Below are 15,694 nucleotides of genomic sequence, written 5' to 3' on the forward strand. Positions count from 1 at the left end.
GGTACCTGCCGGGCAGTACCGGACGACCGACTTGGAACTACTTGACGGCAGCGAGTTGACACGAGTTCACAAGATGAAATCCGAGCGGGCGCGAGCTGAGTTCATCACCTGTCGCGCAGCCGTACGCCGGGCGCTTTCCGGTGTGTTTCGGCCATCCGCCGCTGAGATAGTGCTGGGCCGGACCCCCTGTCCGGGATGCGGCAGCGAGGAACACGGACCGCCCGCCGTGCTGCACCCGGCGACGTCCGCGCGGATTAGCATCGCGCACACCCAGGGCCTGGGCATGCTGGCCCTCTCCCCCTTCCGGGTGGGCATCGACGTCGAGCGGGTCCGCGCACTGGACGTCGCCGAGGTCGAGGCCCCCGTCCTCACGGCGGCCGAGCGCCTGGCCGTACGCGCGCTGCCCGAAGGGCCGTCGCGCACCGCGGCCTTCCTGCGCTGCTGGACCCGCAAGGAAGCCGTGTGCAAGGCCCTCGGGATCGGCATCACCACCGATCTGACCGCGCTGGAGAGTCACGGCTGGACCCCTGGGCCCGCGCACACCACCACGACGGCCCTCGACTCCGTGCGCACCTGGCGGATGGCGGACGTACCGGTTCCGGAGGGCTGGACGGCCTCGCTCGCGCTGCCCGCGGGCGCCGACCGGCCTCCGTCGGTACGCCGGCTCGGCTAGATCCTGTCCGGCACACCGGCGGCGGCGCTGCCGCCCGGCCGCTCACGCAGTCCCCGTCACCGGACCACGTCCCGTGCCACCGGAGCAGTCCCTTCCCCCCACCCTTTCCAGGCGTCGCCGAGGCCCGGCCGCGGCACGCCCTTCGAGGCAGGAGACACACGACCGTGAACGCCCTGCAGAGCCCAACCAGCCCCACCGGCCCGTCCCACGCGACGAGCCCGACGAGCCTGACCGACCTGCTGCTCACCGCCGCCGCCCGCCACCCCGGCTCGGGTCTGCGCCACTGCACCGGCACGGCAGACGCCGGGTTCACCGACCAGAGCTACCCCGAACTGCTGGACCGCGCCCGCCGGATCCTGACCGGGCTGCGCGCCCGGGGCCTGCGCCCGCAGGACAGGATCGTACTGGTCCTGGAACGCTCCGAAGAGTTCCTGACCACATTCTGGGCAGCCGTACTCGGCGGCTTCATCCCGTGCCCGGTGGCGCCGCCGGGCGGCGACCCGCAGGACTGGGCAGGCCGGCTCGGCCATGTCGACGCGCTCCTCGGAAAGCCGCTGACGGTCACCGGCGCCGCCCTCGCCGGGCACCTGCGCGAGGCCGGCGGCCTGCGGGTGGCCGCGCTCGATGAGCTGTACGGGGAGCCCGCCGCCGACCTGCACCACGCGGCCCCCGAGGACACCGCCCTCCTGATGCTGACCTCGGGATCGACCGGCAGTTCCAAGGCGGTGATGCTCACTCACGGCAACCTGATCGCGTCCATGGCCGCCAAGAACGGGCACCACCGGCTCGGCCCGGACGACACCACGCTGAACTGGGTCTCCTTCGACCACGTGGCCGCGCTCCTGGAGTGCCACCTGCTGCCGCTGTACACCGGAAGCCGGCAACTGCACGCCCCCGCCCCCGTGGTGCTCGCCGATCCGCTGGAGTTCCTGCGGCTGGTCTCCCGGCACGGCGTGACCATGACCTTCACGCCCAACTTCCTGCTGGGCCTGATCAACACGGCCGCCGACCGGCTCACCGCCTCCGGGGAACCGCTCGGCCTCGGCCGGCTGCGGCAGATCATCAGCGGCGGTGAGGCGGTGGTCGTCGCCACCGGGGAAACGTTTCTGGACCAGTTCGCGCCGTACGGTCTCGCCCGGGACGTGCTGTGGCCGGCGTTCGGCATGACGGAGACCTGCGCGGGCAGTGTCTACTCCCGCAAGGCCTTCCCCGAAGCCGACCGCGGCGCGGAGTTCGCGAACCTGGGCACCGCCGTCACGGGCCTGGGCATGCGCGTCGCGGACGGGGAGGGCCGGCCGCTGCCCGAGGGTGAGGAGGGCGAGGTCCAGTTCACCGGTCCCATGGTCACCCCCGGCTACTACGGCGACCCGGGGGCCACCGCGGCCGCCTTCACCGCCGACGGCTGGTTCCGCAGCGGCGACCTGGGCCGCATCGACGGGGGGCGCCTGAGCCTGTCCGGCAGGACCAAGGACAGTGTCATCGTCAACGGCGTCAACTACTTCAGCCACGACATCGAGGCCGCCCTCGAACAGCTCGACGATGTCTCCCGCTCCTACGTCGCGGCCTTCCCCACCCGGCCGGCCGGCAGCGACACCGAGCAGCTCGTCATCGCCTTCCGTCCCGATCTGCCCGACGGGGACGAGGCCGGCCTGCACCGGGTGCTCGCCGCCGTCCGCAGCACCGTGGTGATGCGGTGGGGCTTCCGCCCCGCCCTGGTCCTGCCGCTGGCCGGCGAGGACTTCCCCAAGACCAGCCTCGGCAAGATCCAGCGCTCGCTCATGCGCGCCCGCCTGGAAGCGGGTGACTACGAGGCCCCGCGGCGGGCCGTGGCCGACCTGACCCTGCGCATGCTCGGCGGCTACAGCGCGCCCGAGGGCGCCACGGAGCAGGTGATCGCGGAGATCTTCGGCGAGATGTTCGACGCCGACCCGTCCACCGTCAGCGCCACGGCGAGCTTCTTCGACCTCGGCGGCACCTCGCTCGACATCCTGCGGCTGCGCGCCAAGGTGGCGCAGCGGCTCGGTGTCACCGGCCTGGAGGTCATCACCGTACTGACCGCGCCGACGGTACGCGCGCTGGCGGCCCGGCTCGCCGCGCGCACCGCGCCCGCCGACCGCCCGTACGACCCGCTGGTGCCCATGCAGACCAGCGGTGCCAAGACCCCCCTGTTCTGCGTGCACCCCGGAGTCGGCGAGGTCCTCGTCTTCGTCAACCTCGCCCGGTACTTCACGGGCGACCGGCCGTTCTACGCCCTGCGCGCCCGCGGCTTCAACCAGGGGGAGAAGCCCTTCGTCTCCTTCGAGCAGATGGTCGACGCCTACGTGGACGCCATCCGGGCCCGGCAGCCGCACGGGCCGTACGCGGTGGCCGGCTACTCGTACGGCGGCGCCGTGGCCTTCGAGATCGCCAAGATCCTCGAATCCCAGGGCGAGCGCGTCGACTTCGTGGGCAGCTTCAACCTGCCGCCGCACATCAAGTACCGGATGGACGAGCTGGACTTCGTGGACACCGCGGTCAATCTGGCGTTCTTCCTGGAGCTGATCGACAAGAAGCAGTCCGCCGAGCTGCCAGACGCCCTGCGCCACCTGTCCCGCGAGGCCCAGGTGGCCCGTCTGATCGGGCTGGCTCCTGCGGACCGGATCGCCGAACTCGACCTGGACGAAGACAAGTTCGGCGCGTGGGCGGACGTGGCCAACACGCTGACCGATCTGGGGCGAGACTACGAGCCGAGCGGCCGGGTGCGGTCGATGAGCGTCTTCCACGCGATACCGCTGCGCGGCACGAGGCGGGACTGGCTCGACAACGAGCTGCGCCGCTGGGACGAGCACACCGACGGCCCCAACCGGTACCTGGAGGTACCGGGCGAGCACTACACCCTGATGAGCCCGCGCCACGTGGCGGCCTTCCAGGCGATTCTGCGGCGGGAACTCGACCGCTCGCTGGCCGAGGCCGACGCGATCGCGGCCCGACGGTAGGAAGAGAACCAATGACGGGGGACGACACCATGAAGGGCAAGAAGATCCTGATCACCGGCGGCACCGGGCAGGTCGCCCGGCCGGTCGCCGAGGCGCTCGCCGAGCACAACGAGGTCTGGTGCATCGGCCGGTTCGGCGCGCCGGGCGTGGAGCGCGAGCTGAACGACCGGGGCATCACCACCCGGCAGTGGGACATGGCCGACCACTCGGAGGAAGCCCTCAAGGGCGTTCCCGAGGACTTCACCCACGTACTGCACAGCGCCGTGCACCGCGGCGAGGACGGCGACTTCAACGCCACGGCCGAGATGAACGCGGTGGCCACCGGCCGCCTGATGGTCCACTCCCGCACCGCCGAGGCGTTCCTGTTCGTCTCGACGGGCGCCCTGTACGCGCGCCGGACCCTGGATCACCCGTACACCGAGGACGACCCGGTCGACGCCTCCGCGGCATGGCTGCCCGCCTACCCGATGGGCAAGCTCGCCACCGAGGGCGCGGTGCGCGCCTTCGCCCGGGTGCTGGGCCTGCCCACCACCATCGCGCGCCTCAACATCGCGTACGGGCCGGGGAGCTACGGCGGCGTCCCGATGCTCTACTTCGAGCGGATGCTGGCCGGCCATCCGATCGCCGTGCCGCTGGAGGGCCAGAACTGGTGCTCCCTCCTGCACACCGACGATCTGGTGGCGCAGGTCCCGCCGCTGTGGCGGGCCGCGTCGGTCCCGTCGACGCTGGTCAACTGGGGCGGCGACCAGTCGGTCGGCGTCAGCGACTGCATCCGCCACATCGAGGCGCTGACGGGCGTCCGGGCCGTGCTCGTACCGAGCGAGGTCACCCGGGAGACCTACCGGTTCGACCCCGCGCTGCGCCGCCGGCTGACCGGCCCGTGCCGTGTCGACTGGCGGGACGGCATCGAGCGCACCCTGCGGGCCCTGTATCCGCAGCACATGGGTCACCGAGAAGGGACGAGGACGGCGTGAAGACCGGTATCGACGGCAATCTGGCCCTGGTCCGGCGCGCCTACCGCGCCTTCCACGACCGCGATGTGGCGGGCCTGCTCGACACCTTGGACCCGCAGGTGGAGTGGGTGCACCCCGACGGCATGGCCGTCTACGGCCTCGGCGGCACCAAGCACGGCCACGCGGGCGTCCGGGAGTTCCTGTCGCGGGTACCGTCCGTCCTGGGCGGGATGCGCCTGGAGCCGCAGGAGTTCGTGGCGGCCGACGACCGGATCGTGGTGTTCGGCGTCCGGCAGGTGACCTCGGTCCGCGGGACGACACGGACCCTGCCCTTCATCCACTCCTGGACCCTGCGGGACGGGATGGCCGTACGGATGGAGGACGTCTTCGACACGGTGGCCTTCCAGCAGCTGATCGAGAGCTGATCCGCGTCGGCCCCCCTGCCAGGGGGGCCGACGGCTTCAGGCGAGGCACCGCGGACGGCGGCCGTGGTAGACGGCCATCTCCTCGAACAGGGCGCCGATGTCGAGCGGGACCCCTTCGGGCAGCCCCTGCTCCTCCGCGTACCCGCGGTGCAGGTTGGGGAGCAGGCGCTCGGTGTCCAGCAGTCCGGCGTACGGGCCCAGGTCGGTGGCGCGCGCCAGCTCGATCGGGCTCGCACCGGCGGCGACGCCCTCCTTGGCCAGCCCCTGGATCCAGCGCAGGTACGCCTCGTTGGCGTCGAGGATCTCGGGGCCGCCGACCGGGCCGTGGCCGGGGACGAGCGTGGTGGCGCCGAGGGCGCGCAGCCGGTCCAGGGCGCGCAGGGAGCCCGCGACCGAACCCATGACGCAGAAGGGCATGACGCCGTTCATCGCGAGGTCGCCGGTGAACAGCACGCCCTGGTCGGGCAGCCAGACGACGGTGTCGTCGATGGAGTGCGCGGCCGGGCCGATGTGGACGATCTCGGCACGGATCGGGCCGACGTGGAGCGTCATGCGGTCCTGGAAGGTCAGTTCCGGCGGGGTGATCTCGATGTCGCCCCAGCAGACGTCCGGCCACAGGCCGGCCATGTGCAGCCCCGCCGTCCCGACCATGGCGCGGGTCCGCTCGTGGCCGATGGTCAGTGCCTCGGGGAAGACGAAGTTGCCGTAGGTGTGGTCGCCGTGGAAGTGGGTGTTGACCACGGCGTGCGGCGCCCGCGGCGCCAGCCGCAGGGCGGCCCGGCGCAGTGTACGGGCCCGGGCCTCGGTGGCGGCGGTGTCGATCAGTACGCTCCGGGCCCCGTCGGTGAGGATGCCCGCGTTGTTCAGGCACCAGCCGCCGTCGGGCTGCACGTACGCGTGGACGCCTTCGGCCACCTCGGTGACATGCACGGGATACCCCTTTCAGGTGTCAGGCGGGAAGGTACGGGCGCACCCGGCGGGCGGTGGCGGCCACGGCGGCGCCGACGGCGAGCACGGCGCTGCCCATCAGCAGGAAGTAGACGGACAGCGGGAGTACCGCGGTCAGCCGGAAGAGCTGGCCGCCGAGCACCACGCCGACCGCGGCGAACATGCCGTTGAGGGCGAGGAAGCGGCTGGTGAAGCCGGGCGGGGCGACGGCCGCGGCGAGCGCGAGTCCGGCCGGGGCGAGGACGATCTCGCCGAAGGAGTAGAGCAGGTAGACGCCGATCAGCCAGGCCGCGGAGACCGTTCCGTCCTGGGCCAGCAGGGCGGCCGCCGCCATGACGACGAAGCTGAGGCCGGCCGCGCCCAGCGCCGCGGCGAACTTCGTGGTCACCGGCCCGCGCAGCCGCGTCACGAACGGGGCCAGCAGCAGTACGAACAGCGGGTGGACCGACTGGAACCAGCTGGCGGGAACGTCGAAGCCGAGGACGGCGCGGTCGGTGTGGCGCTCCGCGAAGAGGGCGAGCACCGAACCGCTCTGCGCGAAGATCATCCAGAAGGCGGCGGAGGCCCCCATCACCCCGGTGAACGCCGAGAGCCGCTTGCCGTCGACGGGGGTCCGACGGCGCAGCGTGCGCAGGTAGAGGAACGGCAGGGACAGGGTGGACAGGCCCAGCAGCGCCAGCACGGCGGTCAGCGGCAGCGCGCCGGCGGCGACCGCGGTCACGGCGGCCGCGGCGACGGCCAGGCCGACGGCCGCGCGCCGCAGGGCCGTACGGGCCTCCTCGCGCGAGACGGGGCGCACCGGGGAGCGGCCGACGTCGTCGAAGGCCCGCAGCCCGATGCCGAACTGGGCCAGGCCCGCCGCCATGCCGAAGGCGGCCGCGGCGAATCCGAGGTGCCAGGCGACCTTCTCGGCGAGCAGTCCGGTGACGACGGGGGCGAGCAGCGCGGAGACCTGGATGCACATGTAGAAGCGGGAGAAGGCCGCTTCGCGCTTCTCGGCGCCGCTGACGGCGGCGACCATCGCGGCGAGCGAGGGCTTGGCCAGGCCCGTACCGGCGACGATGAGGGCGAGTCCGGCGTACAGCGCGGGTGCGGTGGTGATGGACAGGACGGCGTGCCCGGTGGCGATGAGGGCGCCGCCCAGGAGCACGGCCCGGCGGGCGCCGAGCACCCGGTCGGCCAGCCAGCCGCCGGGCAGTCCGGCCATGAAGTTCAGGGACATGTACGCGGCGAAGACCGCGGTGGCGGTTTGCGAGGCCATGCCCAGGCCGCCGTCGGCGGGGGTCGCGGTGAGGTAGAGGACCAGGATCGCGGCCATCCCGAAGAAGCTGAACCGCTCCCACAGGTCGACGCCGAGCAGCGTGACGAACGCCCGCCGCGCCCTCGGCCCCGGCGGGGCGCCGCCTTGCGCCGCCATGGGCGGCACGTAGATCCGCTCGGCGGTCGGGGCGCCGCTGAGGTCGTGCGACCGGGTCGGGCTTGCCACGGCAGTCTCCTTCGGGCGGCTCGGGCGCTGGCTCCCCATCCTGCGGAGCCGCACTCGGCGGCGGGTCGTGCCGCCCTGGAGACCCGGTCCAGGCTGGGCCCGCCGCGCCCGCGCCCCCTAACCTGTCGGTGTCGAGCTGCAACGAGAGGGGCAAGGCCGTGTCACGTGACGCTAGCCCGGAGCCACCCGCCACCTCGGTGGCGTTCGGCCAGAGAGTCAAGATCCTCCGCACGCGCCGCGGGCTCACCCGCGAGCAGTTCGGCGGCCTCCTCGGCAAGTCGGGCTCGTGGACCAGGGCGATCGAGGAAGGACGGCTCAAGACGCCTGGTCTGGAGACGGTTCTGAGGATGGCCGACCTCCTGCACGTCCGGGACCTCTCCGACCTCACAGGAGATCAATCGGTACGCGTCGCGCTCTTCACCGGACCTGGGCATGCCCGCCTGGCCGCTGTGAAGGCCTCGGTGGACGCGCTGGCCCTTGCTCCGACCCGCGCGGCGCCGCCCACAGCCCACTTGCGGGCACGCCTCGACCAGGCATGGGCGGCCCGTCACTGCGCGCCCGACCACCGGACGGTGATCGGCGACCTGCTTCCGGACCTGATCCGGGACGCGCAGCTCGCGGTACGGCAAGCGGACACGGGGGCCGACCGACGGGCCGCGCAGGCCCTGCTCGGCGAAGTGTTCGCGCTCACCCAGTTCTTCGTCGCCTACCAGCCGGATGCCCCGCTGCTCTGGCGGGTGGCCGATCGCGGCATGGTGGCCGCGCAGGACTCGGAGGACCCGCACGCGATCGGCGTGGCCGCGTGGATGGCCGCGCAGGCCCACCGCGAGCGCGCGCACTTCGATGCGGCCGACGCGGTCACCGGGGAAGCGCTGGCGTTCTTGCGGCCCCTCCTGCCGGACGCCGCCGAGGGCGTCGTCGCCATCGCCGGAGCCCTCACCTACGAGGCCGGCTACACAGCCGCCCGCCGGGCTCGGACCGGCACCGCCTGGCGGTACTGGGACCAGGCCCGCGAGATCGCGAGCCGTCTCGCGCCCGGATACTTCCACCCCATCACCAGCTTCGGCCAGGCCATCATGGGCGCGCACGCGGTGACGATCGCCGTAGAGCTGCGGGCCGGCGGCGAATCGGTCCGACAGGCATCGGCCGCCGACGCGGGGACGATTCCCTCCCGCCCGCGACGTGCCCGGCACCGGATCGAGGAGGCCCGCGCCTACCAGCTGGACGGGCAGCCCGAGGTTGCTCTGGCGACGCTGGAGAAGGCGCACGCGGCCGCCCCGGACACCATCGCCTACAACGGCTACGCGAAGACGATCATCCTGGAGGAGGCCGAGTCGCGGGTGTCCCAGCGCCGGCGGCGAGCTTCCGAACTGGCCGTGAAGGTGGGCATCCTGGCGGCCTGACGAGGACGCACGATTTGTGCGCTTCCCCGGGCGGCCTCGCTCCTACCGTCGTCGTAGCACCAGCCGATGACGGTAGGGAGTCACCCGTGACCAGGCGCACCATGGCGGATTGGCTGGCCGGCAGCCACGCCCGCCCCGAACAGGTCCGCACTGAATGGCGCGAGCGGGGCGTCGCCGTCCTCCCGATCGGGAGCGCGTTCGACGCCGTTCGCCTTCCGGAGCAGCTCGTACACGCGGCGGTCGGGGATCGCGCCCTGGGCCAGGCGTACACCGATTTCGCCCTCGAAGTGCACCTCGACGGACCTGTCATCCACGACGGCCACGGTCGGAACTACTACGCCCTGGTCCCGGCGGGCACGGTATCCGCATGGCGGTCCGCCGCCGCCGGAGTCGAATGCCTCGGCCTCGGCACGCACCTGGGCGTACCGGCCCTCGACGTCCACGAGTACGGCCCCACCCACCCGGTCTACTGGGCGGCCGTCGGACCGCAGCCCGCCTACTGCGACCCCGCGTCCGTGGCGCTCCTCGTCCGCATCGGAGCCGCTCGACTCGCCGAGGCCGCCGAGGCCGTGCAGTGAGCGAAGCCTGCCGCCAGGCCCTGTACGTCGTGATGACCGTCGGGCTCCTGGCCGCGGTCGTCCTCGGAATCCGCTGACTCCGCACCGGAGGCATTGGTGCTGCGACCCCGCATCCGTCGCACTCGCACTCCTCGTACGCATCGCAGCCGCCCGCTGGTGCCGCCCTGGAAACCCGGTCCAGGAGCCTTTCACCCCCGGTACGGGCAAGGCACTTCACCACCCTCTCGCCTGCGGGCGGGAAGGTTGCTTTCGTCATTCCCCCGTCACCGAACGGGAGTAGCGTTCTGGGTGTCGAGGCCAGAAACGGAGTGTCCCGTATGCCCGAGCAGTACGACACCGAGCCCGCCTTCCAGACGTTCGCCCACCGTGCCAGAGCGGCCCGAGATCGGGCGGGCCTCACGCGGCCTGTGGCCGCCGGTCTCGTAGGTCGCTCCGCAGAGTGGGTCAAGGGAATCGAGACGGGCGCCATCGGAATGCCCCGCCTCCCCATGCTGATCCGCATGGCCACGATCTACGAGTGCGACATCGCGGACCTGACCGGCGACGAGCGGATCTCGGCCGCCACCTACACCAAGGCAGCACACGCGTCCTTGCCCGCCATCAAGCGGGCCTTGACCACGTACCGGCTCACCTCGTCCGACGCCGAGCCGGAATCGGCAGAAGTATTGACGGCCCGCGTACGGCAGGCCTGGAAGCTGTGGCACAGCGAGGGCGACCACCGCTCCCGCATCGCATCGTTGCTGCCGGATCTACTGGCCGACACCCAGCACTCTGCGCGCGCTCTGGAGGGCACCGAGCGCCGCCGGGCGCTCGTCGTGCAGGCGCAGGTGTACCACCTCACGCAGCTGTTCTTGGCGTTCCAGCCCGAGCCGGAACTGATCACGCTGTCAGGGGACCGGTCGATGACCGCAGCGCAGGATGCCGATAGCCCCCGCGCGATGGCGGGCGCCGCCTGGTACGTGAACCACGTCTATCGAGACGCCAACGAGGCCGCCGACGCCCGCGTGGAACTGGCCGAGCAGGCGGCGTCGCTGCTACGGCAGGAGGAGCCGGAGGACCTGGCGCGCTGGGGCCTGTTGCAGCTCGCGGTTGCCCTGTCGTTCGCCAAGGTCGGCAAGGCCGGGCTGGCATGGCGATACTGGGACAGGGCCAAGGACGCCGCCGGCAGACTGGGCGACGACTACGCCCACCCGTGGCTCATCTTCGGGCGGGGCGTGGTCGACGCCTACGCGCTCACCATGCACCTGTCCCTGGTGCAGCCTGGCCAGGCCGTCGAGGTGGCGGCAGGCCTCGACCACAGCGCGGTCCCGTCGGCCACCCGGCGCTCCTTCCACCTGATCGAGGCAGCGCGCGCATACGGCATGCACGACGAGGGTGTGGCCGCCGTGGCGTTGCTCCAGAAGGCGCATCGGGCGTCGCCCGAGACCGCCAGGTACAACACGTACACGCGGATGGTGTTGCCGGAACTGGCCAAGGCCGGGCCTCGGATGGTGCGTGAGGACGCCCGGGAGCTGGCACTGGAGCTGGGCATCTCCGCGTGATCGCCTAGCGGGTAGGAATCCTGTCCCCCGACGAGGGGGTAGGGACCTTACCTCCCATCAGTTCCGGTCGCTCCTACCGTCGTCGTAGCACCAGCCGATGACGGTAGGGAGTGTCACCCGTGACCAGGCGCACCATGGCGGATTGGCTTGCCGGCAGCCACGCCCGCCCCGAACAGGTCCGCGCCGAATGGCGCGAGCGGGGCGTCGCCGTGCTCCCGATCGGCAGCACGTTCGATGCCGTTCGCCTTCCGGAGCAGCTCGTGCACGCGGCGGTCGGGGATCGCGCCCTCGGCCAGGCGTACACGGACTTCGCCCTCGAAGTGCACCTCGACGGACCTGTCATCCACGACGGCCACGGTCGGAACTACTACGCCCTGGTCCCGGCGGGCACCGTTTCCGCATGGCGACCCGCGGCCGGAGCCGAGTGCCTCGGCCTCGGCACGCATCTGGGCGTACCGGCCCTCGACGTCCACGAGTACGGCCCCACCCACCCGGTCTACTGGGCGGCCGTCGGACCACAGCCCGCCTACTGCGACCCCGCGTCCGTGGCGCTCCTCGTACGCATCGGATCCGCTCGACTCGCCGAGGCCGCCGAGGCCGCCGAGGCCGCCGAGGCCGCCCAGGCCGTCCAGTGAGCTGCCCGGTACCGGAACGATCCAGCGGGGCCGTCCGGTACCGGGCAGGGCGTGCCGGGTCAGTCGAAGATGCGGATGTGCTCGTCGACCCAGTCGCGCAGGGTGAGCGGTGCGGCGCCGGTGATCTTCTGCACGTCGTCGAAAACCTCGAAGTCCCAGGCAGCCGACTGGCGCTTGAGTTCGAGCAGGCCTTCGAGGCGCGGGCCGCCCCAGCCGAGGCGTTCGTACTCCGCCCGGGCTTCGGCGGTGGTGCGCTCGACGACGTCGACCGGCCGGCCGAGGGCCTCGCCGATGATCTCGCCCTGGCGCTGCGGGGAGTATGCCTCGGCGCCGGTCAGGGTGTACGTCCGGCCTTCGTGGCCGGGCGTGGTCAGGACCCTGGCGGCGACGGAGGCGATGTCGCGGGGGTGGATCATCGCGGAGACCGGGTCGCCTTCGGTGACGTACATCGTCCTGTCCGCGGCGATGGTCCGGGCGTAGCCGTAGAGGTAGACCATGAAGGTGCCGGGGCGCAGGACGGTCCACGGGAGGCCGGACTCCCGGATGACCTGCTCACCGAGGCGGTGCCCGTTGCTGAGCGGGTCGGTGGCCCCGAAGTGCACGCCGCTGGTGGACATCTTGACGAGGTGCTTGACGCCGGCCTCGCGGGCGGCGGCGACGAGGGCGGTCTCCTGGACCGGGCCCTCGGGGCCGTAGCCCGGCGGGACGACGAAGACGCTCTCAACACTGGCGAGGGCGGCGGGCAGGGTCTCGGGCTTGTCGAAGTCGCCGACGACGACCTCGACGCCGGCGGGGAAGCCGGCCTTCTCGGGCGAACGGGTCATAGCCCGGACCGCAATGCCCGCGGCGGCCAGCTGGACGACGAGTTCGGAGCCGACGTTACCGGTGGCGCCGGTAATCAGAATCATGGGATGTCCTTGTCACGAAGGACGCTGCCTGCTGCTGAGCGGGGGCAGCGGAGAGGATGGGTGCGGTCGGATCCTGTGCCCGACTCCGGCCTGACTTCGGCCCTCTCAACCGTCGATCGGTCCTGAACGGACGTGGCGATCGCGGTCCTTCGGTGTGCAGCTCCCTGTGCGGGCTCCCTGCTGTCGTTTCGGTCGAACGTGTTCCCGATGCTAACGGACCGCTGCTCGTGGGGGACGCTCCGCGCGTCCCCCACGAGGTTCAGTAGCTCGCGAGAACCTTGTAGATCTCGAACGGGCGGGCCCGTTCGGTGTCGCGGAACTCGCGCAGGGGGGCCGTCTGGTCCTTGTGGTCCGCGCCGCCCTCCCACTTCTCGAAGGACTCCCAGCTGTCCCAGTGACTGACCACGACGTAGCTGTCGGAGCGGCCCAGCTCGCTCATGAGCTGGTTGCCGAGCAGGCCCGGGGTGCCGGACATGCGGCGGCTGGCCTCGTGGTAGGCCGCCAGGACGTCCTCGCCCCGGTCGGAGAGGTGGTAGAGCACCACTTCCACTGCGGGAGCGGCACTCACGCGGCCGCCCTCGACAGGCTCGCCACGATGTCCATCGTCGTCATGGAGCCGCCGCTGCGGTACGGGTGCAGCTTGGTGCGGTGCTCCAGGTGGGTGTCGCTGGTCTCGAACTCGCGGAAGAGCGGCTCGTCGACCCAGTCGCTGACGATGTAGTAGATGCCGTCCTCGTTCTCGGTCGTGCTCTTGGACAGCCACTGGCCGCGGTTGGCCGGGTGGCTGGTGACCGAGCCGCCGACCTCCTTCCACACGCGCTCGAAGTCGGCCTCCACGCCCGGCTTGATCTGCATGCGGAGCATGACCCGGAAGGTTGCGTCGGACATGGTCAGATGCCTCCGTCGACGTTGAGGGTCTCGCCCGTGACGTACGCCGACAGGTCGCTGAGCAGGAACAGCACCGGCGCGGCCAGCTCGTCGACCCGGCCAAGGCGCGCCAGGGCGGTCTTCTGCGAGTACGTCGCGCGCAGGCCCGCGGCACGCTCGGCCGGCATGTCGTCGAACGCCTCGGTCTCGATGACGCCCGGGGCGACCACGTTGACCCGTATGCCCTTGCCGCCCAGCTCCTTGGAGAGCGAGCGGGTCAGGCCGATCATCGCGGCCTTGGCCGCGGTGTAGTGGGCGCGCAGCGGGATGCCGGCGGCCGCGCCGCGCGAGCCGATGTTGACGACCGAGGCGCCCTCGCCCAGCAGCGGCAGCGACTGCTGGATGATCCGGTAGGTGGCGGTCAGGTTCGTGTCCAGGACACGCGACCACTCGGCCGGGGCGAGCTCGGCGAACGGGATGTGGCTGATGACACCGGCGTTGTTGACGATGCCGTCGAGCTTGCCGTACTTCTCCTTGGCCGTCTCGACGAGCGCGTCGACCTGCTCCAGGTCGCCGACGTCGGCGCGGACGACGTAGTGGTCGCCGCCGGTCTCCTTCAGCTCCCGGCGCAGGCTCTCGACGTACTCGCTCTCCTGCACGTAGCAGGTGATGACGTCGGCACCGGCGCGGGCGGCGGCGAGCACGATGCCGCGCCCGATGCCCCGGGACCCGCCGGTGACGAGGAGCTTCTTGCCCTGCAGTCCGAGTTCCACGTGGTGTGTCCCTTCCGAGGTGCGACGGTGGCTACACGCAGCCGTCGACGTGAATGTTCTGTCCGGTGATGTAGGAGGCCTGGTCGCTGATCAGGAACAGCACGACGTTGGCGATCTCCTGCGGGGTGCCGAGGCGGCCCAGCGCGTTGAACTTCGAGAACATCGCGCGCTGCTGGGCGGCGACCTCCGGGGGCAGCTCGTCGAGCGCCTCGGTGGCGATCCGGCCGGGCGAGACCGTGTTCACGCGGATGCCCTGCGGACCCAGTTCCCGGGCCAGGGAGCGGGTCAGGCCCACGAGCGCCTGCTTGACGGCCGTGTAGTGGACGCCGCCGGCCATGCCGATACGGGCCACCGTGGAGCCGAAGTTGACGATCGAGGCGCCCGCGCCGAGCAGCGGCAGCACGGTCTGGGTGACCTGGTGGGTGCTGTTCAGGTTCGACTGCAGCGCGGTGGCCCACGCGGCGTCGGTCAGCTCCGCGTACGGGGTCGGCGCGAAGTCGCCCGCGTTGTTGACGACCGCGTCGAGTCCGCCGAGCAGCTCCTTCGCCCGCTCGGCCAGCCGGCGCGCGTCGGCGGCGACGCTGACGTCGGCGCGCAGCACGTGGTGCGTGCCGGGAAGCGGGGCGAGCTCCTTCTCCAGCGAGGTGACGTAGTCGTTCTCCTGGCGGTAGCAGGTCACGACGTCGGCGCCGGCGCGGGCGGCGGCGAGCACGATGCCGCGCCCGATGCCCCGGGACCCGCCGGTGACCAGGATCCGCTTGCCCGCGAGGTCCGCGAGCGGCGTGAGCCGGGCACGGGCCGCGGCCTCGAGCTTGCGTTTGATGAGGTTCATCTGGACGGGGGTGTTGCGGTTGAGGCGTTCGGTCATGCCCTCGTCGTCGAGGGGCGCCCCGTCCTTCATGTGGAAGTCCTGGGTCCACTGCATCCGGACGCCCTCGTCCGTCTGCGTGTACTCCCAGTGGATGTTCATGTACTCGAAGGGGCCCGTCTCCACGCGGTGGGCGCGGACGGTGCGGGTGGCCTCGTCGGTGGTGCGCTGGGAGACCCAGCTCCACACCTTGCCGTTCTCGTCCGGGTGCAGGGCGAGCCGGAAGGTGACGGTCGGGCCGTCCTGCTCCAGGATCTCGGCGACGGAGTACTCGCTGAACAGCTCGGTCCAGGACGGCACGTCGTTGGTGCGCTCCCAGACCAGGTCCATCGGAGCGTCGATGACGATGGAGTTGCAGGTGTGGCCTGCCATCAGACTCGGGCCTCCGCGAGCAGTGCGTTGACGTAGTCCACGACCTCGCGCGGCGTGTTCTCGTACTCCAGGCCGCCGTCCTCGACGGAGATGCCGTACTCGCGCTCGATCCGGTTGGTCAGCTCCAGCACGGCGAGGGAGTCGAAGCCGTGTTCGGCGAAGGAGGTGTTGGGGTCCAGTTCGGACTCCAGGTCCACCTCGCAGTCGATGCCGTCGCCCGCCTGCAGGATCCGCTTCAAGTCAGCTACGGTGAAATCGCTCATGGCTTCCTGCCCTTTCGCGTATGAGG

16 protein-coding genes and 1 pseudogene are annotated in these 15,694 nt (G+C 71.6%); 8 read left to right on the forward strand and 9 right to left on the reverse strand.

Annotated features, from left to right (window positions below; all coding sequences use genetic code 11):
• Window positions 1-226 precede the first annotated feature (226 nt).
• From OG737_RS34615 to OG737_RS34630, 4 genes are all read left to right on the forward strand, one after another.
• The gene (locus tag OG737_RS34615) at window positions 227-673 is read left to right on the forward strand and encodes a 4'-phosphopantetheinyl transferase superfamily protein (protein ID WP_328930675.1); all 447 of its coding nucleotides are present in this window, start codon (window positions 227-229) and stop codon (window positions 671-673) included.
• A 164-nt stretch (window positions 674-837) separates the two neighbouring features.
• A complete protein-coding gene (locus tag OG737_RS34620) occupies window positions 838-3,648 on the forward strand; it encodes a non-ribosomal peptide synthetase (protein ID WP_331723503.1) in 2,811 nt (936 codons plus the stop codon).
• 29 nt (window positions 3,649-3,677) lie between these two features.
• Window positions 3,678-4,622: an NAD(P)-dependent oxidoreductase gene (locus tag OG737_RS34625; protein ID WP_331723547.1), complete on the forward strand. Its 945-nt coding sequence runs from the start codon at window positions 3,678-3,680 to the stop codon at window positions 4,620-4,622.
• Window positions 4,623-4,630: 8 nt separating this feature from the next.
• A complete protein-coding gene (locus tag OG737_RS34630; protein WP_328930780.1) occupies window positions 4,631-5,026 on the forward strand; it encodes a nuclear transport factor 2 family protein in 396 nt (131 codons plus the stop codon).
• A gap of 36 nt (window positions 5,027-5,062) precedes the next feature.
• Here the strand turns inward: OG737_RS34630 and OG737_RS34635 are convergent, their stop codons facing one another.
• Together OG737_RS34635 and OG737_RS34640 are read right to left on the reverse strand one after the other, a co-directional pair.
• Entirely contained in the window at window positions 5,063-5,956 is an 894-nt protein-coding gene (locus OG737_RS34635; protein WP_331723504.1) for an MBL fold metallo-hydrolase, read from the reverse strand.
• Window positions 5,957-5,975: 19 nt separating this feature from the next.
• On the reverse strand, window positions 5,976-7,460 hold the full coding sequence (locus OG737_RS34640; protein WP_331723505.1) for an oligopeptide:H+ symporter: 1,485 nt from the start codon (window positions 7,458-7,460) through the stop codon (window positions 5,976-5,978).
• 158 nt (window positions 7,461-7,618) lie between these two features.
• On the opposite strand from OG737_RS34640, the gene OG737_RS34645 reads away from it, so the two are divergent.
• From OG737_RS34645 to OG737_RS34660, 4 genes are all read left to right on the forward strand, one after another.
• Window positions 7,619-8,863 carry a helix-turn-helix transcriptional regulator gene (locus OG737_RS34645; RefSeq protein WP_331723506.1) on the forward strand — a complete coding sequence of 415 codons (1,245 nt, stop codon included), beginning with the start codon at window positions 7,619-7,621 and terminating at the stop codon, window positions 8,861-8,863.
• Window positions 8,864-8,949: 86 nt separating this feature from the next.
• Window positions 8,950-9,441, forward strand: a complete 492-nt coding sequence (locus OG737_RS34650; protein WP_405922477.1) for a hypothetical protein — start codon at window positions 8,950-8,952, stop codon at window positions 9,439-9,441.
• A gap of 317 nt (window positions 9,442-9,758) precedes the next feature.
• Window positions 9,759-10,982 carry a helix-turn-helix transcriptional regulator gene (locus OG737_RS34655; RefSeq protein WP_331723508.1) on the forward strand — a complete coding sequence of 408 codons (1,224 nt, stop codon included), beginning with the start codon at window positions 9,759-9,761 and terminating at the stop codon, window positions 10,980-10,982.
• A gap of 119 nt (window positions 10,983-11,101) precedes the next feature.
• Window positions 11,102-11,617 carry a hypothetical protein gene (locus OG737_RS34660; protein ID WP_405922478.1) on the forward strand — a complete coding sequence of 172 codons (516 nt, stop codon included), beginning with the start codon at window positions 11,102-11,104 and terminating at the stop codon, window positions 11,615-11,617.
• 59 nt (window positions 11,618-11,676) lie between these two features.
• On the opposite strand, the gene OG737_RS34665 is transcribed toward OG737_RS34660, so the two are convergent.
• From OG737_RS34665 to OG737_RS34695, 7 genes and pseudogenes are all read right to left on the reverse strand, one after another.
• Window positions 11,677-12,525 (reverse strand): SDR family oxidoreductase, encoded by an 849-nt coding sequence (locus OG737_RS34665; protein WP_331723510.1) that lies wholly within the window; start codon window positions 12,523-12,525, stop codon window positions 11,677-11,679.
• Between the two features lie 259 nt (window positions 12,526-12,784).
• Window positions 12,785-13,093, reverse strand: coding sequence for an antibiotic biosynthesis monooxygenase (locus OG737_RS34670; protein ID WP_328930686.1), 309 nt, complete (start codon window positions 13,091-13,093; stop codon window positions 12,785-12,787).
• Window positions 13,090-13,413: an antibiotic biosynthesis monooxygenase family protein gene (locus OG737_RS34675; protein WP_328930687.1), complete on the reverse strand. Its 324-nt coding sequence runs from the start codon at window positions 13,411-13,413 to the stop codon at window positions 13,090-13,092. The genes OG737_RS34670 and OG737_RS34675 overlap by 4 nt, the downstream gene beginning before the upstream one ends.
• A 2-nt stretch (window positions 13,414-13,415) precedes the next feature.
• Window positions 13,416-14,165, reverse strand: coding sequence for an SDR family NAD(P)-dependent oxidoreductase (locus OG737_RS34680; protein WP_328930688.1), 750 nt, complete (start codon window positions 14,163-14,165; stop codon window positions 13,416-13,418).
• A 31-nt stretch (window positions 14,166-14,196) separates the two neighbouring features.
• A complete protein-coding gene (locus OG737_RS34685; RefSeq protein ID WP_331723548.1) occupies window positions 14,197-14,919 on the reverse strand; it encodes an SDR family oxidoreductase in 723 nt (240 codons plus the stop codon).
• 36 nt (window positions 14,920-14,955) lie between these two features.
• Window positions 14,956-15,405 (reverse strand): annotated as a pseudogene (locus OG737_RS34690) (SRPBCC family protein); the annotation flags it as partial.
• Window positions 15,405-15,668 (reverse strand): acyl carrier protein, encoded by a 264-nt coding sequence (locus OG737_RS34695; RefSeq protein ID WP_331723512.1) that lies wholly within the window; start codon window positions 15,666-15,668, stop codon window positions 15,405-15,407. The gene OG737_RS34695 and the pseudogene OG737_RS34690, both read right to left, overlap by 1 nt.
• Between the last annotated feature and the right edge of the window lie 26 nt (window positions 15,669-15,694).

The sequence above is a fragment of the Streptomyces sp. NBC_00122 genome (assembly GCF_045160845.1).
Lineage (GTDB): Bacteria > Actinomycetota > Actinomycetes > Streptomycetales > Streptomycetaceae > Streptomyces.

Excerpts from the sequence above, each read along its gene's own strand:
- OG737_RS34625 (WP_331723547.1), top strand. The coding sequence starts at position 3,678 with ATGAAGGGCAAGAAGATCCTGATCACCGGCGGCACCGGGCAGGTCGCC.
- OG737_RS34655 (WP_331723508.1), top strand. The coding sequence starts at position 9,759 with ATGCCCGAGCAGTACGACACCGAGCCCGCCTTCCAGACGTTCGCCCAC.
- OG737_RS34665 (WP_331723510.1), bottom strand. The coding sequence starts at position 12,525 with ATGATTCTGATTACCGGCGCCACCGGTAACGTCGGCTCCGAACTCGTC.
- OG737_RS34675 (WP_328930687.1), bottom strand. The coding sequence starts at position 13,413 with ATGTCCGACGCAACCTTCCGGGTCATGCTCCGCATGCAGATCAAGCCG.
- OG737_RS34695 (WP_331723512.1), bottom strand. The coding sequence starts at position 15,668 with ATGAGCGATTTCACCGTAGCTGACTTGAAGCGGATCCTGCAGGCGGGC.